We start from the raw sequence: 25,060 nt of genomic DNA, 5'->3' as shown, positions 1-25,060 counted from the left end.
CTGTAAAATACGCTAAGTTGCAATTTTTAAATTAGCAATTTAGCGTATTTTTTTATGAAATTTTTAATGAAGTCATACTTAAACTTCCTGCAACCAATTTGTCATTAAATAAAGATATGTTTTCACCTTTTTCTTGCAATCCTAACGCATATATTAACGGTAAATAATGGTCTGGTGTTGGAATCGCTAATTGAAGTGCTTTTCCTAACCTATTATAATTTATTAACGATTGATAATCTCCTTTAACAATTAAATTATTAACTATTTCTTTTGCTTCGATTGCCCACTCAAAACCGTAATTATCTTTATCAAAATTTTTAAAATCAACCATTCCTAAATTATGAATAATGTTTCCGCTTCCAATTATTAACACACCTTTTTTTCGCAAAGAATTAAGTTTATGAGCCAATTCAAAATGGTATTGTGCTGATTTTGTATAATCAATACTTAATTGAATTACTGGAATATCTGCATTAGGATATAAATGTTTTATAACCGACCAAGCACCGTGATCAAGTCCCCATTTTTCATCTAATTCAACCAATTCAGGAATTAATAATTCTTTTGTTTCAACTGCTAACAAAGGATTTCCTTTTGCAGGGTATTGCACCTCAAACAATTCTTTTGGAAATCCACCAAAGTCATGAATTGTTCTAGGCATTTCCATAGCTGTAACTTTAGTTCCATTTGTATACCAATGTGCCGAAATACATAAAATAGAAGTTGGTTTTGGAATATTTTTTACACTATTTCTAAAACCTTCAACAAATTGATTGTTCTCAATTGCATTCATTGGACTGCCGTGGCCTAAAAATAACACCGGCATTTTTTCTGTATTTGAAAAATGTTGGGAAAGAGAGTCTAAATAATTTAAATTTTTCATGATAATTCTTCTTGGAACTACATTTTTATAATAATTTCACTTTTAAAATAAGAACTAAAATTAACAATAATTTATTTAAGAAGAAACGCTTTTTTTGTGCTAAAATAGCTGATTATACAAAATATTTAGCACAAAAAAGGAGGGTAAATACCCTCCTTTTTTGTTTATTAAAATTTTATGAAATTTATTTCCCGTTAAAGAAAATCATAACTCCAATAACAATAGCAACAACTATAACAGAAATTACAATGTCTATTGCGCCGTAACTACTTTTATTTTTAACTTTTTCTACTTCTGAAATAGTTCCAAAAGTTAAATTCTCAACTTTTTCTTCTGTAGGTGCTTTAGTTACTAAACTTACAACAATTGTTAATACTATACAGAATAAGAAGAACCAAGCTCCAAAAGTTAAAAAGTTCATATCTCCAAGTTTAAACAAGAAACCATTTGGATCTAACGAACCTTTTACCAATTCTAACACAATTCTAAACGCAGCAGCAACAAAACCAACAACTAAAGTTACAAACGCACCTTGCGAATTGATTCTTTTATGGAAAATACCTAATAAGAAAACTGCAGTAATTGGTGGTGCAATATATGATTGTACCTTTTGTAAATACTCATACAATACTCCCGAAATATTTGCCATAATTGGTATCCAAATTATTCCAATAATTACAACAATAATTGTTGCTATCTGACCTGTTTTTACCAATTTTTTCTCAGGTGCATTAGGTTTCAATTTTTTATAAATATCAACCGTAAATAATGTAGAAACCGAATTAAAAACAGATGCCAAAGAACTCATTAATGCAGCCAATAAACCCGCAGCAACTACACCTCTTAATCCTGAAGGTAATAAATTACTCATTAATACAGGAAATGCCTGGTCCGGACTATCATATTCTAATTCACCTCTCATTTTTAAAGTCACCGCAATCACACCCGGAATTAAGAATAAAAATACTGGAAGCAATTTTAACAAAGCACCAAAAATAGTTCCTCTTCTTCCTTCTTTAATATTTCTAGCAGTTAAAGTTCGTTGTACAATATATTGGTCTGTACACCAGTACCAAACCCCAACAATTGAACTTGTTATAAATAATGCTGGCCAAGGAAAATCAGGATCTGAAGCTGAACGCCACATATTTAAATATTCTGGAGTAACTGTTTGTTTCATGCTTTCCCAACCACCTACGTGTTGCAAACCTATAAACGTTAATGCTCCTGCTCCAATTACTAAAATAATTGCTTGTAATGTTTCTGTATAAACAACAGCTCTCATCCCTCCTAAAACGGTATACAAACCAGTTAATAATACCGTTGCAATTGCTCCTGTCCAAAAATCGATTCCAAGCAACGCAGAAACAACTACTCCACCTGCATAAATTGTTACCGAAATTTTGGTTAAAACATAGGCTATAATTGAAAATACCGAAAGTATCCATCGAGATCGTGCATCAAATCGTTTTTCTAAAAATTCTGGCATTGTAAACACACCACTTCTGGCATAAAAGGGCAAGAATACCCAACCTAAAAGCAATACTACCCAAGCCTGAATTTCATAAATAAGCATTGGTAATTTATTTCCAGCTCCTGCACCTGCCAAACCAACAACGTGTTCAGATCCAATATTTGAAGCAAAAATAGAAGCCCCAACAACAAACCACCCAACATTTCTACCTGCTAAAAAATAATCTTCAGTATTTGCTTGTTTTTTTCTAACCACCCAAATAACAATTCCTATTAATACCAAGAAATAAATTCCTATGGATATCCAATCATATAAGTCTAATGTTTTCATATTATTTAACTGAAAATTTAAATGTTGTTACTGTTTCATATTTTTCTCCTGGATTTAAAACCACTGAAGGAAAGTCCTTTTGATTTGGCGAATCTGGATAATGTTGTGTTTCTAAACAAAAACCAGTTCTAAACCCATAAGTTCCACCTTGTTTACTTGGTAATGTTCCATCTAAGAAATTTCCTGTATATAATTGAATTCCAGGTTCATTAGAAAGAATCTCCAGCAATCTTCCACTTTCTTTGTGATATGCAGTTGAAACCAATCTTATTCCTTCATTTTGTTTGTTTAACACCCAACAGTGATCATAACCCAATCCTTTTTTCAACTGGTCATCTTTCACTTCAATATCTTGGCCTACAGTTTTAGCTACTCTAAAATCAAATGGTGTATTTGTAACGTCTTTTAATTCACCCGTTGGAATTAAAGTTTTGTCAACAGGAATAAATGTATCTGCATCAATTGTAATTTCGTGATCTAAAATAGTTTTTGAAAAATCACCTGATAAATTAAAGTACGAATGTTGCGTTAAATTTACAATGGTTTTTTTATCTGTTGTAGCTTCATATGTTACTTCCAACTCATTATTATTTGTTAAGGTATAAATTACTTTCGTTTCTAAATTTCCTGGAAAGCCTTCTTCCATATCCTTACTTAAGTATGTAAGCACCAAAGAAGCAGTACTATCACCCTTAATTTCGGTAGCATTCCACACCACTTTATCAAAACCTTTTACACCACCGTGCAAATTGTTCGGACCATCATTTGTAGCTAATTGATATTCAGTATTATCTAAAGAAAATTTTCCTTTGGCAATTCTGTTACCATATCGTCCAATAATAGCTCCAAAGTAAGGGTTCTTCCTGGTGTAATGAACAAGTGAATCATATCCTAAAACAACATCTTCTAGCACCTGATTTTTATTAGGTACTTTTAATGAAGTTATAATACCTCCATAAGTAATTACAGTTAACTCCATACCATTTTCATTTTTCAATGTATAGCTATCAACCGCAATACTATCAGGAGTAATTCCATATGCTTTTTTCATAATAGTAACTGGTTTAATTATTTCAGCCCCCATATCATCACTCACATCTTTTTTCTGTTCTTTACATTGAATGCTTATAAAAGCCATGCTTGTTAGCATGAAAAAAGTAAAGATTCGTTTTAAAATATTCATAAGTTTGGTATTTGGTTGATCATTTAATTTTTATAAGCCGTGCTGGAACGAATGGTAATAAGCTTCATTGGCATTAATTTTATCTTTAAAATCACGCACAGTGGTTCTTTCATCAATTACCAACAATTCAATACCTGCTATATCGGCAAAATCTTCCATAAATTCAGTTGTAACAGCCTGACTGTAAACTGTATGATGTGCACCGCCAGCTAAAATCCAAGCCGTCGCGGCCACTTCTAAATTAGGTTTAGCATCCCATAAAACACGTGCAACTGGCAGTTTAGGCAAATCAGCCATTGGTTTTACTGCTTCCACTTCGTTTACTATTAATCTAAATCTGTTTCCCATATCTACTAAAGATACATTTATGGCGTCTCCAGCGGCCACATTGAACACCAATCGTGCAGGATCTTCTTTTCCTCCAATTCCTAAAGGATGTACTTCACAAGTAGGATTCCCTTCAGCAATTGATGAGCAAATTTCTAACATATGAGAACCTAAAACATAAGACTTTTGAGGTGTAAAATGATAAGTATAATCTTCCATAAATGAAGTACCTCCTTCTAGTCCATAATTCATAACTTTTAAAGCTCTAACCATTGCTGCAGTTTTCCAGTCGCCTTCACCACCAAAACCATAACCGTCAGCCATTAAACGTTGTGTTGCAATACCTGGTAATTGTTTTAATGCTCCTAAATTTTCAAAAGTATCTGTAAATGCGCCAAAACCTCCCTCTTCTAAAAAGGCTCTTAAACCTAATTCAATTTTAGCAGCATCAACCAATGATTCTCTTTGGGCTCCACCTTTTAATAATGATGGTGTTAATTGATAAGATGCTTCATAAATAGCTAATAAATCGTTCAATTCTTTATCAGAAACCATTTCGATATGTTTTACAACATCTGATGAGTCAAAACCGTTTACAGCAAATCCAAAACGAATTTGCGCTTCTACTTTATCGCCTTCCGTTACTGCAACTTCGCGCATATTATCGCCAATTCTTGCCACTTTTAAATTTTGTAATTCATCCCATCCTAATACAACTCTAGACCAAATTCCTAATTTATTTTGAACACGTTCTTCTTGCCAATGACCAACTACAACTTTACGTTTTTTACGCATTCTTGACATGATAAATCCAAATTCACGATCACCATGTGCTGATTGATTCAAATTCATAAAGTCCATATCAATAGATTTCCAAGGAATTTCTGCATTGAACTGTGTATGTAAATGGCATAAAGGTTTATTTAATATTCGCAAACCATGGATCCACATTTTTGCAGGTGAAAAGGTGTGCATCCAAGTAATAATACCAATACAGTTTTTTTCGGCATTGGCTTCTTGACATACAGCGGTAATTTCATCGGGTGATTTTACGGTTGGTTTGTAAACTATTTTTACAGGCATTAATGACGAAGCATTGAAACCTTTTACAATTTGTTGAGAATTTTCTGCAACTTGTCTTAAAGTTTCGTCACCATATAAATGTTGGCTTCCTGTTACAAACCAAATTTCTTTTTGAGATATATCAATCATCAGAATAAATGTTTTATGTTAATTATTGACCGTAGTACGAATTTTTTCCGTGTTTACGTTCGTAATGTTTTTTTATTAATGTTTCTTTTAATCGTGGTGCGTTTGGATTAATTTGTAACGTTAGATACGCCATTTTTGCAATGGTTTCTAACACTTTACTATTATAAACTGCCTTTGCTGCATCTTTCCCCCAAGTAAAAGGACCATGGTTACCAATTAAAACCATTTCAACTTCTTTGTGAGAAAGGTTTTTATTTTTAAAGCAATCTAAAATTTGAATACCTGTATTATGTTCATAGTTTCCCTCAATTAAATCATCACTCATTGGTGGTGCACAAGGAATATCAGTAGTTAAATGATCTGCGTGTGTGGTTCCAAAAATTGGAATATCCAATTGCGTTTGTGCCCAGGCTACTGAAAACATTGCATGTGTATGCGCAATTCCACCAATATCATCCCAGTTTTTATATAAATACGCATGTGTTTTTGTGTCTGACGATGGTCGCATTTTACCTTCAATAATATTATTATCGAAATCCAAAATCACCATGTCTTCAGGTTTTAATATTTCATAAGGAACACCACTTGGTTTAATTGCAAAAACTTTATTCTTCCTATCAACCCTACTTACATTTCCAAAAGTGTAAATTACCAAACCCAATTCATTTAGCTGCATATTGGCTTCGTAACACTCTTCTTTTAATAATTTATACATACTCATTTTAGCTATTTTTCATTATGTATTTTTCAATAATTACAGCAAAATCGCTATAATTTTCATAGACTTTTTGATAGTTCGGAACATTCTCCATAATTGGTTCGTACACTTTTTCAAACGGACTACCCATTGCATTCATCGCTTCAAAAGTATCTTTATAAGTGTTGGCTGCTACAGCTCCAAAAATTGCCGCCCCCAAAGCGCAGGCTTGTTCAGATTTTACCACTTTAATTGGCATATTTAAAACATCCGCCATCATTTGCATAATGAATGGTGATTTTTGAGCAATACCTCCAATAGCAATCACACCTTTAATTGGAATACCTTCATTTATAAATCTATCTACAATTTTCTTTGCTCCAAAACAAGAAGCTTCAACTAAGGCTCTAAATACTTTAGGTGATGTACTTCCTAAATTAATACCTGAAATTACACCCTTTAAATTTTGATTGGCATCTGGTGTTCTTCTACCATTCATCCAATCTAAGGCTAATTCACCTGACGCTCCAATTGGTTCTTTTGAAGCTGCCTCAGTTAATTTAGGTATTAAATTATCTAAAGCTTCTTCTATTAATTTTGTTTTTGTTACCTCATCAATTAATAAAGAGTTTCCAATTAATTCTTTTAAAGGCCAAGCTAATAAACGATTATACCACGCGTATATATCACCAAATGCAGATTGTCCCGCCTCTAAACCTAACATATCTGGAACCACAGAACCATCTACTTGTCCACAAATACCTTTTACTAAATGTTCTTCTTTATTTTTTGGAGCTACCAAAATATCGCAGGTTGAAGTACCCATAATTTTTGTTAAAAAATAAGGCTCAATATTTACGCCTACAGCTCCCATATGTGCATCAAAAGCACCCACTGCAACAACTACTGATGTCGGCAATCCAAGTTTCTTAGCCCATTCCTCAGACAGAGTTCCTGCTGGAACATCTGAAGTATATGTTTCTGAAAATAATCGATCTTTTAACCCATCTAAAACTGGGTCTAATGCTACAAAAAATTCATTTGGTGGTAATCCTCCAAAAGATTCGTGCCACAAGGCTTTATGACCTGCAGCACATCTGCTACGTTTCATTTGAGAAATATCAGTTCCTCCTGTTAATAAAAATGGCACCCAATCACAGTGTTCAACCCAAGAATAGGCATTTTTTAAAACTGCATCATCTGTTCGTGAAACGTGCAATATTTTTGACCAAAACCATTCTGATGAATAAATTCCTCCTTCATATTGAGAATAATCTATATCCCACTTTTTACAAAGCTCATTAATTTTATCAGCCTCTTTAATACCCGTATGATCTTTCCACAATACAAACATTGCATTTGGGTTTTCTTCAAAGCCATTTAATAGTGCTAATGGAGTTCCTGTTTTATCAACCGCAACTGGAGTTGAACCTGTAGTATCAATTCCTATTCCAACAATATTGTTTACAACCTCTGCACTTATCTGAGTAACTACAGACTTTATGGTATTTTCAATACCTTCAATATAATCAAGCGGATGTTGTCTAAATTGGTTTTCTGAAGGTTTACAGTATTTACCTTCTTTCCATCGAGCATAATAATGAACTGCGGTTGCCAATTCTTCTCCAGTAACTGTATTTACTAATAAAGCTCTCACTGAATCGGAACCAAAATCCATTCCTATTGCATATTTTTCCATCTAAAAACTATTTTAATGTCACAAATATAATGTTTTTTGGCTACAAGTGTAAATAAAACACTTATAAATTTTCATTATACTTATTTTTTAATTATTTCAATTTAAATTTTAAAATAGTGAATGAATATGGAGCTACTTTTGTTTCCAGATTTTCACCATTTAAATCTATTTGCTTTTCAACTGGACTTATTTTATTAGGAAGTTCAAATGAATTATTGTCTTCTAAATGTTTACTTTTAAGAATAATTGCAATTCCTTTAGTTGTAAGTGTTTGATTTTTAAATTGAAGGTTTATATTTTGAAGGTTTTCTGAAGTATTTACTAATTTAATAATCACCTCATTTTTTTCAATATCTTTTACTGCAGATGCAAACAAATTGTTTTGACCAGTAATTGGCATTCCATCTTTTGAAATTTCAATTAAATTAGTTCCTTTATTGGTTGCATACATTTTTTGAACCTGGTAATTTGCTGTTCCATATGACTGTAAATTGTTAAACCAAATCATATCTGGAGCCCATTGAAATGCGTCAATGTGTGCCATTAAAGGTGCGTAGGAAGTTAAATTAACTACTTCTGCATTACGTTCTAAGCCTGTCATAAAAGCTGCTTCAGAAAGTGCAGCTTCCCAATTATTTTCTTTTGGACCATCTTCTACCTCTTTTGGGTGCGCAGCATACTCACCTGCAAATATTTTTGGGCCGTTTCTATCGTAACTATCATAACGAGTAGCATTTTCTCTAAACCATTGTGGATTTTTATAATAATGCTCGTCAATAATTTCAGTATTTAATTTTTTTAATTCTTCCCAACCATACTCAAAATAATCACCATCAGGAAATGGACCACTTCCTGAAACAATAATTATTGTTGGATATTTATCTTTAATGGCTTTTTGAAAAACTTTATATCTTTCAATATAAGCTGGCCCCCATTGCTCATTGCCAACTCCAATATATTTTAAATTGAATTTTTCTGGGTGTCCCATTTCGCTTCTCACTTTTCCCCAAGGAGTATCAATTGAACCATTTGCAAATTCAATTAAGTCTAGCGCATCTTGCACATAAGGATCTAATTCTTCCATTGGTACTAATTCGCCTGTATTAAACTGACAAGCAATTCCACAACTTAAAATTGGTAATGGTTCTGCACCTAAATCTTCTGATAATTGGAAATATTCAAAAAAACCTAAACCAAAACTTTGGTAATAATCTGGTGCTGATTTGTAAGCAAACTCTGTATTCCATCTGTTCACTAAAATCTCTCTATCCTCAATATTTCCTATGGTTTTTTTCCATTGGTAACGACGTTCTAAAGTTCTACCTTCAACTATACATCCACCTGGAAAACGTAAAAACCCTGGATTTAAATCATCCAATAATTGAACTAAATCTTTACGAAGACCTTTTTTTCTTCCTTTCCAAGTATCTACTGGAAACAATGAAATCATATCTAAATCAATTTCTCCAGTTCCTTCAAAGGTGATTTTAAGTTGTGCTTTTTCTTCTGTTTTTGAAGCTGTAAGTTGTGCTGTATAATTTTTCCAATCTATTGAAGTTGGAACGATATTAGTATCACCTAAAACAATTCCATCTTTATCAATAAATTGAATGATTATTTTTTTAATATTTCCACTTATTTTTTTAGCTGAAAGATCTAAATTATATGAAGCCTCTTTGTGAATTCCCATACCACGAAAGCCTTCATTTATAAGTTCATAGCCTTTATCATTATTTACTTTTACTCTACAATAATTTTTATTACTTGGGTTTCCAGTATATTTTATTGCTGAAGCTATTCCAGAATTTTTATTTAATGAATGTTTGTTACTATTTGGTTGCAACCAACCCATAAATGGATTTGTAAATTCAAATGATCTATTTTTAATCATTTCAGCATACAAACCGCCATCAGCCGCAAAATTTATATCTTCAAAAAACACACCATACATTGTTGGTTGGATTTTTATTCCTGTATTTTTAAAATCCACAACTAGTTCTGTTACTTCACTTGAAGACAAGTTTGTAACCGATTCAACTTTGTTTTTATTAGTACAACTTAAAATTAAACCAATAACTAAAGTGATTAAAAGTGTGTATTTTAAATCAACTTTTTTCATTTAATTAAAATTCAAAAATTGGTTTTCCTGCTTCATTAAACTTTACTTCCATTACTCTTGCATGTCTATTGGGATCATATAAAGGATCTCCAACAATTTCTTCATAATCTCTAGCATGATAAATGCTTAAAGGCGTTATTCCATCTTCTGCAAATGTAAAACTGTTATGACCTGGCCCATATATTTTCTTTTCATAATCTGTCTCTAAAACTGGGTATCTAGATTTTTTCCACGAGTTTCTATCTAATAAATCAGAAGCTGAATCTGCTTCCATCATACCCATACAATAACATGCGCCTGTAGCACTTGCTGAAAATGTGATATAAATTTTGCCGTTATTTTTTAAAACGGCTGGTCCTTCATTTACCCAAAAATCGATTCTTTCCCAATCATAATCAGGTGTGGTAAGCATAAATTGGGCTGTCTTTAGCTTAATCGGTGATTCCATTTCAGCCAAATATAAATTTGAAGCGGCAAACTGTCCGCCAGTTTTTTCTGCCCAACAAAAATAACGCTTGTCATTATTTTCGAAGACTGTTCCATCTAATGAGAAATCAATAAATGTTTTGTTGTCACCATCTGCCGCCTGCATTTGTCCTAATTCAATCCATTCATCTTTTAATGGATTTTGCCCTTTACATTCAAGTAAATAAGGTCTTAACTTCCATATATCATCTACTTCACTTGCCGCAAAATATACATACCATTTTTCATCTAAATAATGAATTTCAGGCGCCCAAATATGCTGACTCATTGGTCCGATGTTGTGTTTCTGCCATACTTTAAATGTTTCTGCATCTTGCAATTCATTTAAAGATTTAGCTCTTCTAAGTTCAATACAATCAAATGATGGAACTGAACCAGTAAAATAATAATAACCGTCTGTATGTTTATAAATAAACGGATCTGCACGTTGCTCAACAATTGGAGTATTTTTTCCAGTAGTATCCATTTTATATTTTAAGTTTAGTTTTAATGGTTTCATAGTATTCATCGGTAATCTTGTAGCGGAACATCATTCCACCCATAATTACATGAAATACACCAGGAATTATTGTTAACATAAGAGCAAGGCCAATCAAAGTAGTTTCACTTTGTATCCCATCAGGGATATAGCCAAAATAATCAAGCAAATACCCTACAGCAGCTCCTGCAACTCCCATACCAGCTTTTTGTGCAAAAGAAATACCGCCAAATGAAAGTCCAGAAACACGTTTTCCTGACTCGGCATGTCCATAATCTACTGCCTCTGCAATAGCTGACCAGAATACCGGCGCATGTAAATCAACTACAAAGGATAGAATAAAATACAATATGTAAGCTAAAACCATATCTCCAGGTTCAATAGTAAAGAACATTAGCAAACTAATTGCCCCAACTGCAAGTTGGGTGTATTTAAAGAGTTTCACTTTGCAATAGCGCTTCGTAATATATGTAGACGCTGGCATTGCTAAAATCGCAGCAATTACACCTGTTGCCATAAAAGTAGACTGCACACTTGCATCACCTCCAAGAAAATATTTTGCATAGAAAATAGCTACAGAACCACGAATTACATAACCTACAGTACCTGAGAAACAAACACCAAACAAAAGTGTCCATTGACCGTTTTTTAAAAGCAGTTTGAATTGTTCCAACAAAGGTGTTTTATCAACCACATGTTCTACACGTTCTTTTGTTGTGAAGAAACTAAATAAGAAAAGTAGTGTTCCCAAAAGTGCCATTAATCCCATTGCTAGTTGGTAACCTCTGGCTAAATCATTTTTACCAAATTTTTCAGCCATAATTGGAACTACAATTGAAACAAGAAATGCTGCAATTTTTGCAAAGAAAAGCCTATAACCGTTGGCAGATAAACGTTCTTTTGGATCACTGGTTAACACACCAATTAAGGAAATATAGGGAATTGTTACCGACGTAAACATTAAAGTCACAAATATATAAGTAACGTATGCGTAAATTAATTTACCTGAATAATCAAATCCTGGGGTTGTAAATGTTAAAAAAACTGAGATTCCAAAAGGTACAGATAAAAACAAAAAATAAGGTCTGTAACGTCCCCATCTTGTTGTGAATTTATCGGTAATGAGTCCCATTAATGGATCAGTAATGGCATCTATAAACCTTACCAAAAGAAACATTAATGCCATGTCTTTGGGTTTTAAACCATAAACATCTGTATAGAAAAATGTGATAATTAGAAACATTGAAGAGATAACGACATTCACTGCGGCATCTCCTGATCCGTATCCAATTTTTTCAAGTATGCTTAACTTTTGATTGTTAGATTTCATATATGTATTTTCTAAATATTTTTAATATTTAACAGTTAAGCGTCAATCACTTCTGTTCTTTAATTGTTTTAATTATTTGATTTTTCTTGAATCCAAACTTTCATTTTACCTACACCTCTATTTGACCAAGCGTAGTATGGAATCGCTTTTAATTTATTATTACTTACTGTGTTTACTCCATCTAAAATTGCTTCTTTTTGAACTTTAAATTCATCTGAAGTGGAAACCGTAATTTTATCAAAATTTGGATTGTCAATTTCCTCAATTGCATACACTAAAGGCCCATATTCTAAACTTAATTTTCCTCTATCGTCTTCAATTTTATCATTCGCTTTTACAGTTCTAACTTCCATTGGAAAATTAAGCTCAATTTTATCTTCTTTTTTCCAATTTCTTTTCAATTCAAAATAACCATCTTTTATTGCAGCGGCTACTTTTTTACCATTAATGGTTATAGTTGGTTGCATTTTTGATGTTACTGAATAACTGTATAAATCACTTGGCAAAACTTGATTTCTAGCCCAACCTGGAACTCTTAATTTTAGAGTAAATTCTGATTCTTTTTCTGGTTTTAAAGTAATAACCACTTCACCATTCCAAGGGTAATTTGTTTGTTGCGAAATTTGAATTTTATTATTTTCTAAATCTATTGTAGCTTCATTTGAAGCATATAAATTAACATAAATTTCATCATTGGTTTTTGAGTAAATTAATCCTGGAATTGAAGGAATAAATCGTATTACATTTGTAGGACAACAAGAACAGTCAAACCAAGATTGACGAGTACAAGAACCTCTATTAGATTTATAGACACCATCAGATTCTAATGCATTTGGATAGAAAAAGTTAGTTCCGTCTAATGATAATCCTGAAATTAATCCGTTGTATAAAGTTCTTTCTATTACATCATAATATTTTACATCACCAGAAAAATTATGAAGTCTATGATTCCAATAAACATCGCCAATAGCCGCACAAGTTTCGTTATAGGCTGTTAAATTTGGTAATTCATAGTTTTCTCCAAAAGCTTCACCATCATGTCTTGCTCCAATTCCTCCTGTGATATACATTTTTTTATCAACCATATTGTTCCATAATTTTTGAACAGCACTGCTATAAGCTGAATCTTTTTTTATGGCTGCAATATCTGTCATTGCCGCATACATATAAACTGCTCTTACAGCATGACCAACAACTTCATCTTGCTCAATTACAGGAATATGATCTTGCGAATAAGCGCCATATAGTTCGTGATTTTCTGGATTTCCACGATTGTCTAAAAAGTATTTAGATAAATTTAAATAAGCTTCATTTTTTGTTATTTGATATAATTTTATCAAACCAGATTCAATAATTTGATGCCCCGGAACTGCATGAATTTTGCCTTCTCCTTCTCCAAAAGTTTTCACCATTAAATCGGCATTTTTTAAAGCAATATCTAAGAAATTTCTCTTTCCCGTAGCTTCAAAATGAACTGCAGCCGCTTCATACATATGACCGGCGTTGTACAATTCATGGCTCATAAATAAAAACTCCCAGCGTTTTCCTTCATTTACTTTTACCCAAGGTGCGGGTGGTTTTGCAGGATTAATAGTTCTCCAAGTAGTTAAATAACCATCACTTTCCTGACCAATTTTAACAATACCAATTAAAGAATCCAGTAATTTTTCTAATGGTTTATTTGGAGCGCTAATTAAAGAATTTGAAGCACCTTCAATTATTTTATACACATCCGAATCATCAAAAGGCATAGCTCCTTTTACGGTACCTTCCATTTTTTTACCAGCAATTAAAAAATTATCGAAACGGCCTTCTTCTTCACATTTAGCAATTGCGTATTCAATGGTTTTTTCTTGAACTCTTTTAATAATTGGCAACCAAAACTCATCTGTAAGCTTTACATTTTGAATATTAACTGGAGAGATAGGATATCCCGTTTTAACTTCTTTTACTATCTTATTTTCTTTCTTAGGTACTGAACAATTATAAAGTAAAAGTGTGAATCCTATAATTAAAATGTTATTTAATAGTTTCATATTTAATCCATTGGTTTTACAGTTGGCCAACCATCGACCCACGTTACTTCTTTTACAATTAATTTTGGTAATCCTTTATCACTTGCATCGTATCCGTGCATAAAAGTGTAGTCTTTATTATCAAAAGTGAATACACTATTATGACCAACACCATACCAATTTTTATTGCCTTCAATTACTAAAGATCCACCTCCTTTATTCAATTCTTTTCCATCTTTATCAACGTATGGTCCAATTACTGATTTTGAGCGACCAACCACTAATTTATAAGTGCTATTTTCACCTCGACAACAGTAATCCCATGATAAAAATTGATAATAATAATCGCCTTTTTTAAAGATAAAAGGTCCTTCCAATGCTGCATTTCCAGCTTCACTATCCTCTAAATCAGTCTTTCTTTCTCTTCTTGCAATTGCATGCCATTCTTCTGGTTGAGCAACTTCTTTTAAGTTGGCATTCAATTTTACCATTTTTAATCCACTCCAAAATGAGCCAAATGCTAACCAAGGTGTAATATTTTCATCAAAAATTAAATTAGGGTCAATAGCATTCCACAAATCTCTATTTGGAACAGATTGAATAACAATTCCTTGATCCTTCCATTTGTAATTTTCATCTTCAGGATTTAGTGTTTTATTTGTAGTTACACCAATTGCGGAAGTATTTTTACCAAATGCTGACACAGAATAGTACAAATAATATGTCCCATTATGAAGCGTAATATCCGGCGCCCAAATATGACCATTAAATCCTGGAGCAACATCTAAAGCCCATGTTGGATATTCAGCAAAAACTGGAGCTGATTGGGTCCAAGTTTTTAAATCTTTAGAGGTAAAGCTTGTAATTCCTGGTCCGGTGCAAAACAGGTAATATGTATCTCCTTGTTTTGCAACTACAGGATCGTGTGTAATTGGTCTTTCTTGAGCACAAGAAACTGAAACTACAAAAATTACTATTAAAAAAAATATGGTTTTAATAAATTTCGGATTGCTTTTCATTAGTATCATTTTTAGATTTTTACTGAATTCCTTCTGAAGTCATCACAATTCGTTCCATCGTTCCATCTTCATTGTAATACAGCCTATCTATACAAACAGAACGTCTAAAACTTCCTCCATTTGGCTGAATGCTTCCATTATGATATATAAAATAATCTTTTCCTTTAAACTCAATAATTGCTTGATGATTGGTATTGCTATTTCCAGCAATTTCATTTAATATTCCTTTAAATTCCCAAGGCCCATTAATAGATTTACTCATTGCATACGCTATTTTTTCAGGAAATTGATAGGCATATGATAAATAATACCAATCCCCTTTTTTATGAATCCAAGGTGCTTCTGTAAAATTAGGCAAGTCAATAGTTTCAATTGGTCCATCTAACTCAATCATATTCTCTTTTAATTTTGCATAATGACATATTGTATTTCCCCAAAACAAGTAAGCTTGTCCGTCAGCATCAATCATAACTGTTGGATCAATATCATCCCAACTTATAGCTGTTTGGGTTGTCATATCATTAGTTATTAAGGCTTTCCCTAAGGCATCTTTAAAAGGTCCTGTTGGACTATCAGAAACCGCAATCCCAATTGCTTTTCCTTCAATAGTAGCATGTGAAACTGTTACATACCAATAAAATTTATTATTTCGTTCAATAACTTGCGCTGCCCAAGCATCACCAGAAGCCCAAGAAAAATCCGAAGTTTTTAAAGGAACTGGATGTTCTTCCCAATTAACCATATCAGTTGATGAATACACCAACCATTCATTCATTTTATAAAAATTGAAATCATTTGGAGCTTCATCATGACCAGCATACAAATAAACTTTATCATTATGAACAATTGCAGCAGCATCTGCGGTGTATTTATCTGTTACAATTGGATTGTTTATTTTTAATGGTTTTTCAATAATTTCAGAAACTAAATCGTCTTTTTTTTTCTCTGTTGTACATGATAAAATTAAAAACCCCGTGATTAGCAATACAAATACATTCCTCATAAGTATATTTTTTTAATTGAATTTTTTAATTTTTCTTACCCCAGTATGGCAGTCCACCAACTGTAAGACCAGAATATGTTATGGTCACTTTTCGGGAGGATGCTTCCCAGTCCCATGCATCTTTCACTTTACATTTTACACCATTAATGGTCAACGTTTTGTTTGCACTATCATAAGACCAGGTTCCCGTTATACCACCACTAATTTTTTTATCTGCTGTTAAAAAAATAGTTGAAGATGTTTGGATTGTTTTGTATTGATATTTCATTTCTATATGTTCCCAAGTTCCATAAAAAGAAGCTTCGGTAATTTCCGTAGTTGGTACAGCTGCATAACGTTCTGGTGCAATAACTGGCCATCCATCTTCGGTCCATTGAATTTCACGAACTTGTCCCATCATAATAGCATTAGAAACTGCAATGCCTGGAACATTTTCTGGCAATCGTGCTTGAGATGAAAAAAACCATTCTTTAGTGTCTGGGTTTTGAAAAACGGCACAGTGAGAAATCCCAACCCAACCTGAATGATTCTTAAAACCATATGGATGCGTTAACATAGGATAGCAATCAGCTCCATTTGTTACGTTTTCTCCATTAATTCCCAAATAAGGCCCCATAATACTTTTTGAACGTGCCACTCGTGTGTTATAAGCAACAGATAGCTCATCATAAGCCATAAATAAGTAATAATAATCTGTCTCTGGATTATAGATTATTTCTGCTCCTTCTGATGCTTGCCAACGGCTATTGCCTCGTTTAGCTATTGTTGCTCCATAATCTTCTAGTGATTCTAATTTATATGGTTTACCTGTAGCTGGATCTAACTTCACCACAGCAATTCCTGTCATCCATGAACCATAAACTAACCAATTTTCACCTTGTGGTGTAACAATTAAACTAGGATCAATACCATTATATTTGTAAAAAGAACTCCAGTCGTTACAACTAGATCTTGTATAAGTTTCTAGCCCATCTGGCACTGACATTATCACCATACCCTTATCCACCCATTGGTTAGAGGCCAAATCTGTAGTTTCCATTAAACCAATGTATGGTCGCTCACCCCAAGAGGCACATCCATCTGCTCCTGTAATAAGTTCGTTTACTACTAAACTATAATACATTCTGAACACATTTCCGACTTTTCTAACACAGGGTGCCCAATAACCATAATTAGGATTTGTTATTTCAGGTAAACCCATTGATAATCTGTTGGCGTTCATAGATTCTTTAACCCAAGCCGGTGCAGTTGCCATAGTGCTTCCACGATATTCCCAGTTTACCAAATCTTTAGATCTTCTATGATGAAAATGTCCATGGCCATCATGAACATTCCCATAAGAAGCATCAGTTTGATACATATAATAATAATCGCCATCTTTTACAACTGATGGATCATGAACATTTGCTAAGTTCCATTGCATTCTATTTTCCCAAGACGCAATGGAAGTATAATTATCTGAATAATTTGGCCCAGGAAAAGTTTCTGGTACAACAACAATTGGATCTGGATCTGGATCTGGTTCTAAATTATCATCCCCTGAACAACTATTTATTGATAGCATCAATAAATAAAAAGTAGAAATTGATAGTAGTTTTAAATAGTTCTTCAGGTTTTTCATGATAATTTAATTCTTATTTACCTTCTAAAACAATTACTGAAAATGCTGGAATTTTTACTGTAAGAATTCCTTTTTTAACTTTAAAATCTTTAAAATCAGTAGGCTCAACTTTTGTTGGGTTCTCAAAAGTATTATGATCTTGTAATTTTTTAGAGCTTAAAAAAGTTCCTGTAATTTTTTTAATATCTAGAGTTTCAATATTTATTTCAACTATATTTTCTTTTTTAGAATCTATATTTGCTAAAGAAATATGAATAAACCCATTCTTATCTTTGGATGTTGAAACTGACAACGCTGGAATTTTTTCATCACCTAAAGTATAATCCACGTTTTCGAATAAAGTTGGTATTAACTGCGCATCTTGATGTACTTTGTACATTTTCATTACATGATACGTTGGTGTTAAAATCATTTTTTCCTTATCAGTTAAAATCACTGCTTGTAACACATTTACCACTTGAGCAACATTTGCCATTTTCACTCTACGTGCATGGTTGTTAAACGTATTTAAAGTTGTTGCAGCAATCATAGCATCTCTCATTGTATTTTGTTGAAATAAAACACCATTTGCTATTTCAGGTTCTGTATCATACCAACCTCCCCATTCATCAACAAAAAGTGCTACTTTTTCTTCTGGGTCATATTTATCCATAATGGCAACATGCTTTGTAACTAATTCTTCCATTTTAGTTGCAGCTTTCATAGACTTAAAATAAATTTCTTCATCAAAATCTTTTGAAGGTCCTTTTACTGTCCAGTCAATTACTGCATAATAATGTAAGGCTACGGCTTCCATTAAATGATAAGGAACCTTTTTCATTAAAACTTCAGTCCAGTGATAATCATCTGCTGATGCTCCTGAAGCAATTCTAACAATTTTAGCTTCATTAGACCAACTAGACATAAAAGTGGCGTATTTTCTATAAACATCGGCATAATATTCAGCCGTCATATTTCCTCCACAGCCCCATGCTTCATTACCAATTCCCCAATATTTTACATTCCAAGGTTCTTCTCTTCCGTTCTCTCTTCTCCAATCAGCCATTGGGCTTATTTGTCCATGATTTGTATATTGAACCCAATCCGAAAGTTCTTGAACTGTTCCACTACCAACATTACCTGATAAGTAAGGCTCAGCTCCTAAAGTTTCACATAAATTTAAAAAATTATGTGTTCCAAAGCTATTATCTTCTGTAGTTCCTCCCCACCAACGGTTTACTATTGTTGGTCTATCTTCTTTTGGACCTATACCGTCTTTCCAGTGATACGTATCAGCAAAACAACCTCCTGGCCATCTTAAATTAGGAATCCCCAATTCTTTTAATGCATCAATAATATCATTTCTAACCCCTTCTGTATTTGGTATTATTTTATTATCCTCACCTACATAAAGACCTTCGTAAATACAACGCCCTAAATGTTCGGCAAAATGCCCATAAATATGTTTACTAATTATTGGGGCATTTTTATCATTTGAAATAGTAATTGTAGTTATTTCATTTTGTGAAAAAACTAATATACTACTTAATAAAAGTACCATTAATGTTAGAACCTTTAATTGCTTAATTATCATAATATTATTTCTTAAATTATTTTCATACGGCAAGTATTTGAAACTTGCCATATGAAAATTAACCAAACTTAACTCAATTCAATATATATTAATATCCATCATTTTGAATAGTACCAGGGTTATTGTCCATTTCTAACTGTGGAATTGGAAAATATTCTCTACCTGCAGAATATGTATCAAATTCTGGATCTCTAGATTTCAACCAAGCAAGTTTTGCTGAATCTTGTAACCAACCCCAACGTCGAATATCATCAAACCTATGTCCTTCCAATGGGAACTCTAAAAATCTTTCATGCCCTATTTGTTCTCTCATTTGCACTTGATTCATTCCTGCCTTAACAATATTTAAATCAGGTAATCCAACACGATCTCTTACTTTTTGAATATAAGTATATGCTCCTGGAGTATCACCAGTTTCATTTAAACATTCTGCATACATTAATAATACATCTGCATAACGCATAATACGCTCATTAATTCCAGACCTCCAATCATATTCATCAGCTTGCCCTCCATCAGAATTTTGATATTTTGCACAAAATAAATCATTCAAATCTTGAGCATTACCGCCATAAAAAGTTGCAAAATCTTGACCATATAACATCATACCGCCTGGTTTGTTATAAAACATAGTTGCATCTAAACGTGGATCTACTTGACCACTTATAGTTAACTCCTCATGGAATTCATTAAATAAAGCCCTAGTTGGTTGTACATCTGTCCAACCAAAAGCTCTTGGTCCATATGTAATTGCTCTTGCCGACGTTTTTCCCCATCCAGGTTGAGGTGCTCCACCCCACCCTAAATCCACACCACCTGCATCTCTACTAAATTGTACTTCAAAAATAGATTCTGAATTATTTTCATTTACTGTCGTAAAGTTATCACGATAATTTGAAACTAAAGAATAAACATTTAAATCAATCACTTTCTTAAAGGCATCTCTTGCATTTGGAAAATCGCGTGTAAATAATTGGGCTTTCCCCAAATATGCTAAAGCAGCTCCTTTAGTTGCACGTCCATTTTCACCAGCATCTGCACCTGAAATACTTGAATAAGATACAGGAAGTAAATCAGCCGCTGTTTTAAAATCATCAATTACTTGAGCCCAACCTTCTGCTTCAGTTTTTTGAGGATAAGTAGCCGCTAACTCTGTTGGTAATGGTACATTTTTAAACATGTTTACTGCATGAAACAAAAATAAACCTCTTAAAAAGTATGCTTGCCCTAATATCCTATCTTTAAGTGCACTATCTTCAAATTCAATATTTGGAACATTTGTCAAAACCTGATTTGCACGATAAATTCCTTGGTAATATGTTTCATATGCCCACCCATAAATTGCTGCATCAGTAACGTTAGAATTAAATTTACCAACTACATACATAGAACCCCATGGACTATTACTTTTGCAGTCATCTCCTTTTAAATCCAATAATAAAGGTGTGCTTCTCATGTAAGTTCCATCAGTTAATAAACTACCGTAAGCGGAGTTAACACCTTTTAGAGCATCTTCATCTGTCTTCCAAAATGAATCTACAGCGTCATTGTTTGGATCCACTTGAATTAAATCATTTTCGTCAACACAACTGTTTAATACAACAGCTAGTGAAAGAAAAATTGTTAAGTATTTAAAATTTATATATTTCATTTTAATTTGTTTTAAAATTCTTTTATTCTATTAATTAAAAACCTACAAGAACTCCTAAAGAAAATGTTCTTGGATTAGGGAAAGACCCTCCATCGTAACCTCTAGAAAACAATCCATCATTATAATTGAAATCTGCATCATAACCTTGGTATTTACTTATTGTAAATAAGTTTTGACCATTTACATATACTCGTGCATTTTGAATTATGTTATTATCTGGTAAAGAAATGTTATAACCAATCTCCATATTTTGAAGTTTAATATAATCTCCATCTTCAATAAATCTATCAGAGTCTCTTGCATTTGCATTAGGGTCGCCAATAATTGGTCGTGGCACATTGGTATCCGTATTAGTAGGTGTCCAATAATTTAAAGCATCTGTATGATGATTAACATATTGTTCAATCATTAAATTACGATACATACCGTTAAACACTTTGTTTCCTCCAGCTCCTTGTAAAAATAATGACATGTCCCAATTTTTATAACTACTGTTAAAATTAAAACCATAACTATATTTTGGAATTGTAACACCTTGATATGTTCTATCCAAATCAGTAATTTGACCATCCGGCACACCATCTGGACCGCTTATATCTTTAAATTTAATATCTCCTGCTGCTGCTCCAATTTGTGTAGGAGAAGAAGCTACCTCTGCATCAGTTTGAAAAATACCATCTGTTACATAAGCATATATTTCCCCAATAGATCTGCCAACCTCTGTTTTTGAAGCAGCGCCATAAATTGGATTTCCATTTATTCCTATTTGTAATACCTCGTTCTTAAGTGTTCCAAGATTTGCAGAAACCTCATACTTAAATTCCTTACTATTATTTCTATAAGAGGCTGAAAACTCAAGTCCTTTATTTTGAACAGCCCCAGCATTTGTTGTAATACTTGCAGGGAAAGCGCCTGTAGAAAATGGTAATGGTACACCAATTAATAAATCGTTAGATTTTTTAATATAATATTCAGCTGTAAATTCTAAATCGTTATCTAACATACCTAATTCTAAAGCAACATTGGTAGTATTTGTTTTTTCCCAGTGTACATTAGGATCTAACGCACTAACAACCGTTGTTCCTGGAGCTAAAGCATTGTTGAAATCATATCCAGCAAACTGATTTGTTGTAGTTGCAAAAAAGTAAGGAGAAATTGTATTGTTTCCTAATTCTCCATAACCTCCTCTTAGTTTTACTGTATTTAACCATTCAGGAAGATTAATAAATTTTTCATTGCTAATTTTCCATGCACCTGAAAACGAATAAAAATTCGCCGAATTATTAATAGTACTGAAAAGCGATGTTTTATCTTGTCTGAAATTTGCTGTAATTAAATAGCGATCATCAAATCCATAATTTAATCTACTTAAATAAGAAATTCCAGTAACTGTATTTTCATATTCTCCCGTACTAGTTGCATCTGCATATTCTAAATGACTAATTGTACCTGTTGGATAACCTACCCCTCTTGACCAATGATTGTAATAATCATTTCTTTCTTGAACATAACCTACTAAAGCACTTATTTTATGCTTTTCAGCAACAGTTATATCATAAGTAAGCAAATTATTTAAAAAAGTTCTTGTTTGGCTACCTGTAGCAACGTCTAAAGAAGATTCATCTGCAGTTGTTAAATAATACCACCCCAAATTACTCTCTGGAAAATAGGTTCTATCTCTCCAATCTAATCTATCAAAACTGGCATCTATCTTATATTTTAACCCTTCAACAATTTCTAACTCCCCCCAAATGTTCCCAATAAAACGATTTCTTTGTCCTGTTCTTGAATTTACATTATTAAAACCAATTACATTCATTGAAATAGCTCTTTGAGTTAAATTATCGGTACCACCATAACCTCCTAGTCTATTCGCATCGTAAACAGGCATTGTTGGAATTGCACCTAATAAATCACTAATTGGTGATTCACCTGCTAGATATTCATTAAATATCGCTTTATTAGATTGTGTATAACCAATTTTAGAACCATATTTAAACTTCCCTTTACTTCCTGTTAAATTTAAATTAGCTGAAATTCTTTCATAATCTTGTGGTGATTCCATGTAGCTACTATTTTTAAAATAATCTACATTCATATTATATCCTAAACTTTCAGCACCACCATTAAAAGTAACAGTATGGTTTTCAACAGTACCTGTTTTAAATGCGGCATTTTGCCAATTGGTATCTACATTATTAATATATGAGGCACTGCTTGGGTCATTTCCTGGTGCAATACTTAACCCTGCATTTAATTCAGCAGCTGTCGTAATTTTTTGGTAACCAACTCTATCAGTCACAGACCATTCTTTAGCAACGTTTTGAACACCATAAAGTGATTTATAATTGATGCTAAACTTTCCCATTTTTCCCTTTTTTGTTGTTATAATTACAACTCCATTTGCACCGCGCACACCATAGATTGCTGCTGCAGACGCATCTTTAAGAACTTGCATAGATTCAATATCGCCTGGAGCAAAATCTTGAGGATTATCTATAATCATTCCATCAACAACAAAAAGAGGGTTATTATTTGAAAAAGAAGAAATACCTCTAATTTTAATATTTACAAATCCCCCAGGTTCACCAGAAGATTGGACAGTAACACCCGCTACTTGACCTTGAAGCATTTTAGCTGTATCATAAGTCACAACTTTTTTAGCATTATCTATATCTACAACACTAACTGCCCCAGTTAAATCAGATTTTCTTTGGGTACCATATCCAACAACCACAACTTCGTCTAATGTCGTTGTATCGTCTTGTAATGAAATATTTATTTTCCCTTCATTACCTACGGTTACTTCCTTATTCTTAAATCCAACATAAGAAAAAACTAAAACATCATTGGCAGAAGCATTAATAGAATATTTACCATTAAAATCTGTAACAACACCTTTATTAGTGCCTTTAACTAATACATTTACACCTGGTAAAACAATTCCTTCTTTTACTGATGTTACTACTCCTTCAATAACTCTATTTTGCTGAGCAAAAGTGTTATTTGAATACATAAAAACAATTACTAATGCCATAAGCCACTCTTTTGCAGGCCAATACAACTTGTAATTAAAAAATAATCGTTTGATTGCTATCATACTAATTTGGTTTAAATTAATTTATAAGTGTTAATTTCACATTTGTAAAATAATAAAAAAAAAATAACAAAACCTAATTTTTATTAAGAAATGTTTTAATCACACTTATTACTGAAATAACATTAACATTTATACGAAAATTTATATCTTCGTATAAAGTTTCAAAGTATGTTAAAGAATTATAATAATGAAGATAAGGTTTTACTGGCAGTAGACTGTATCATTTTTGGTTTTGATAATGAAGATTTAAAGATTTTATTAATTAAAAGAGATTTTGAACCAGAAAAAGGGAAATGGTCATTAATTGGTGGATTTCTTAATAAAAATGAAACTTTAGACTTAGCAGCATCAAGAATATTAAATAGATTAACTGGCATGCAAGATATTTACATGGAACAATTTTATGCTTTTAGTGAAGTTGACCGTGATCCAGTTGATAGGACAATTTCGGTTTCTTATTATGCTTTAATTAATATTGAAAATCATAATGAAGAATTAATTGAAAATTACAACGCCAAATGGTTTAGCGTAAGTAAAGCACCTAAACTAATTTTTGACCATAATGAAATGTTAGGTAAAGCAATAAGAAGACTTCAAAGGAGAACTTCTATTAGACCTATTGGTTTTGAATTATTACCGGAAAAATTTACGATGAGACAGCTTCAAAAATTATATGAAGCAATTTTAAACAAGGAATTAGATAAAAGAAATTTTATAAATAAAATAAACTCATTAGATATTCTAATTAAATTAAATGAAAAAGATATGACCTCTTCAACGAAAGGATCATATCTTTATATGTTTGATCAGAAAAAATATGATGAAAAGCAAGTAAATAACTTTTATCTAAAGTTATAATT

At 32.5% G+C, this 25,060-nt stretch carries 17 protein-coding genes; 1 reads left to right on the top strand and 16 read right to left on the bottom strand.

What is annotated here, in order from left to right:
* Nucleotides 1–52: 52 nt before the first annotated feature.
* The 16 genes from ygiD to JEY78_RS00390 all read right to left on the bottom strand — a co-directional run bounded on the left by ygiD (nt 53) and on the right by JEY78_RS00390 (nt 24,200).
* Nucleotides 53–883: a 4,5-DOPA dioxygenase extradiol gene (gene ygiD, locus JEY78_RS00465; protein ID WP_291845934.1), complete on the bottom strand. Its 831-nt coding sequence runs from the start codon at nt 881–883 to the stop codon at nt 53–55.
* Between the two features lie 184 nt (nt 884–1,067).
* The gene (locus JEY78_RS00460; protein WP_291845933.1) at nt 1,068–2,687 is read right to left on the bottom strand and encodes a sodium:solute symporter; all 1,620 of its coding nucleotides are present in this window, start codon (nt 2,685–2,687) and stop codon (nt 1,068–1,070) included.
* 1 nt (nt 2,688) lies between these two features.
* The gene (locus tag JEY78_RS00455; RefSeq protein WP_291845932.1) at nt 2,689–3,825 is read right to left on the bottom strand and encodes an aldose epimerase family protein; all 1,137 of its coding nucleotides are present in this window, start codon (nt 3,823–3,825) and stop codon (nt 2,689–2,691) included.
* Between the two features lie 75 nt (nt 3,826–3,900).
* Nucleotides 3,901–5,409 carry an L-arabinose isomerase gene (gene araA, locus JEY78_RS00450; protein ID WP_291845930.1) on the bottom strand — a complete coding sequence of 503 codons (1,509 nt, stop codon included), beginning with the start codon at nt 5,407–5,409 and terminating at the stop codon, nt 3,901–3,903.
* Nucleotides 5,410–5,431: 22 nt separating this feature from the next.
* Nucleotides 5,432–6,130 carry an L-ribulose-5-phosphate 4-epimerase gene (locus JEY78_RS00445; protein ID WP_291845929.1) on the bottom strand — a complete coding sequence of 233 codons (699 nt, stop codon included), beginning with the start codon at nt 6,128–6,130 and terminating at the stop codon, nt 5,432–5,434.
* 1 nt (nt 6,131) lies between these two features.
* Entirely contained in the window at nt 6,132–7,805 is a 1,674-nt protein-coding gene (locus JEY78_RS00440; protein WP_291845928.1) for a ribulokinase, read from the bottom strand.
* A gap of 91 nt (nt 7,806–7,896) precedes the next feature.
* The gene (locus tag JEY78_RS00435) at nt 7,897–9,924 is read right to left on the bottom strand and encodes an alpha-L-arabinofuranosidase C-terminal domain-containing protein (protein WP_291845927.1); all 2,028 of its coding nucleotides are present in this window, start codon (nt 9,922–9,924) and stop codon (nt 7,897–7,899) included.
* 4 nt (nt 9,925–9,928) lie between these two features.
* Nucleotides 9,929–10,918: a family 43 glycosylhydrolase gene (locus tag JEY78_RS00430; protein WP_291845926.1), complete on the bottom strand. Its 990-nt coding sequence runs from the start codon at nt 10,916–10,918 to the stop codon at nt 9,929–9,931.
* Nucleotides 10,878–12,131 (bottom strand): MFS transporter, encoded by a 1,254-nt coding sequence (locus JEY78_RS00425; RefSeq protein WP_291846392.1) that lies wholly within the window; start codon nt 12,129–12,131, stop codon nt 10,878–10,880. The genes JEY78_RS00430 and JEY78_RS00425 overlap by 41 nt, the downstream gene beginning before the upstream one ends.
* A gap of 155 nt (nt 12,132–12,286) precedes the next feature.
* Nucleotides 12,287–14,254 (bottom strand): glycoside hydrolase family 127 protein, encoded by a 1,968-nt coding sequence (locus JEY78_RS00420; protein WP_291845925.1) that lies wholly within the window; start codon nt 14,252–14,254, stop codon nt 12,287–12,289.
* Between the two features lie 2 nt (nt 14,255–14,256).
* Nucleotides 14,257–15,261, bottom strand: a complete 1,005-nt coding sequence (locus JEY78_RS00415) for an arabinan endo-1,5-alpha-L-arabinosidase (RefSeq protein ID WP_367158750.1) — start codon at nt 15,259–15,261, stop codon at nt 14,257–14,259.
* 10 nt (nt 15,262–15,271) lie between these two features.
* On the bottom strand, nt 15,272–16,255 hold the full coding sequence (locus tag JEY78_RS00410) for a glycoside hydrolase family 43 protein (protein WP_291845924.1): 984 nt from the start codon (nt 16,253–16,255) through the stop codon (nt 15,272–15,274).
* 25 nt (nt 16,256–16,280) lie between these two features.
* On the bottom strand, nt 16,281–17,876 hold the full coding sequence (locus JEY78_RS00405; protein ID WP_291845923.1) for an arabinan endo-1,5-alpha-L-arabinosidase: 1,596 nt from the start codon (nt 17,874–17,876) through the stop codon (nt 16,281–16,283).
* 13 nt (nt 17,877–17,889) lie between these two features.
* The gene (locus tag JEY78_RS00400) at nt 17,890–19,416 is read right to left on the bottom strand and encodes an alpha-L-arabinofuranosidase C-terminal domain-containing protein (RefSeq protein WP_291845922.1); all 1,527 of its coding nucleotides are present in this window, start codon (nt 19,414–19,416) and stop codon (nt 17,890–17,892) included.
* A 121-nt stretch (nt 19,417–19,537) separates the two neighbouring features.
* The gene (locus JEY78_RS00395) at nt 19,538–21,100 is read right to left on the bottom strand and encodes a RagB/SusD family nutrient uptake outer membrane protein (RefSeq protein ID WP_291845921.1); all 1,563 of its coding nucleotides are present in this window, start codon (nt 21,098–21,100) and stop codon (nt 19,538–19,540) included.
* Between the two features lie 34 nt (nt 21,101–21,134).
* Nucleotides 21,135–24,200, bottom strand: a complete 3,066-nt coding sequence (locus JEY78_RS00390) for a TonB-dependent receptor (RefSeq protein ID WP_291845920.1) — start codon at nt 24,198–24,200, stop codon at nt 21,135–21,137.
* A gap of 168 nt (nt 24,201–24,368) precedes the next feature.
* Between JEY78_RS00390 and JEY78_RS00385 the strand changes: the two genes are divergently transcribed.
* Nucleotides 24,369–25,058 carry an NUDIX domain-containing protein gene (locus tag JEY78_RS00385; RefSeq protein ID WP_291845919.1) on the top strand — a complete coding sequence of 230 codons (690 nt, stop codon included), beginning with the start codon at nt 24,369–24,371 and terminating at the stop codon, nt 25,056–25,058.
* Nucleotides 25,059–25,060: the final 2 nt, after the last annotated feature.

This window comes from Lutibacter sp. (assembly GCF_016342705.1).
Taxonomy (GTDB): Bacteria; Bacteroidota; Bacteroidia; order Flavobacteriales; family Flavobacteriaceae; genus Lutibacter.
This window is presented reverse-complemented; position numbering and strand designations above follow the sequence as displayed.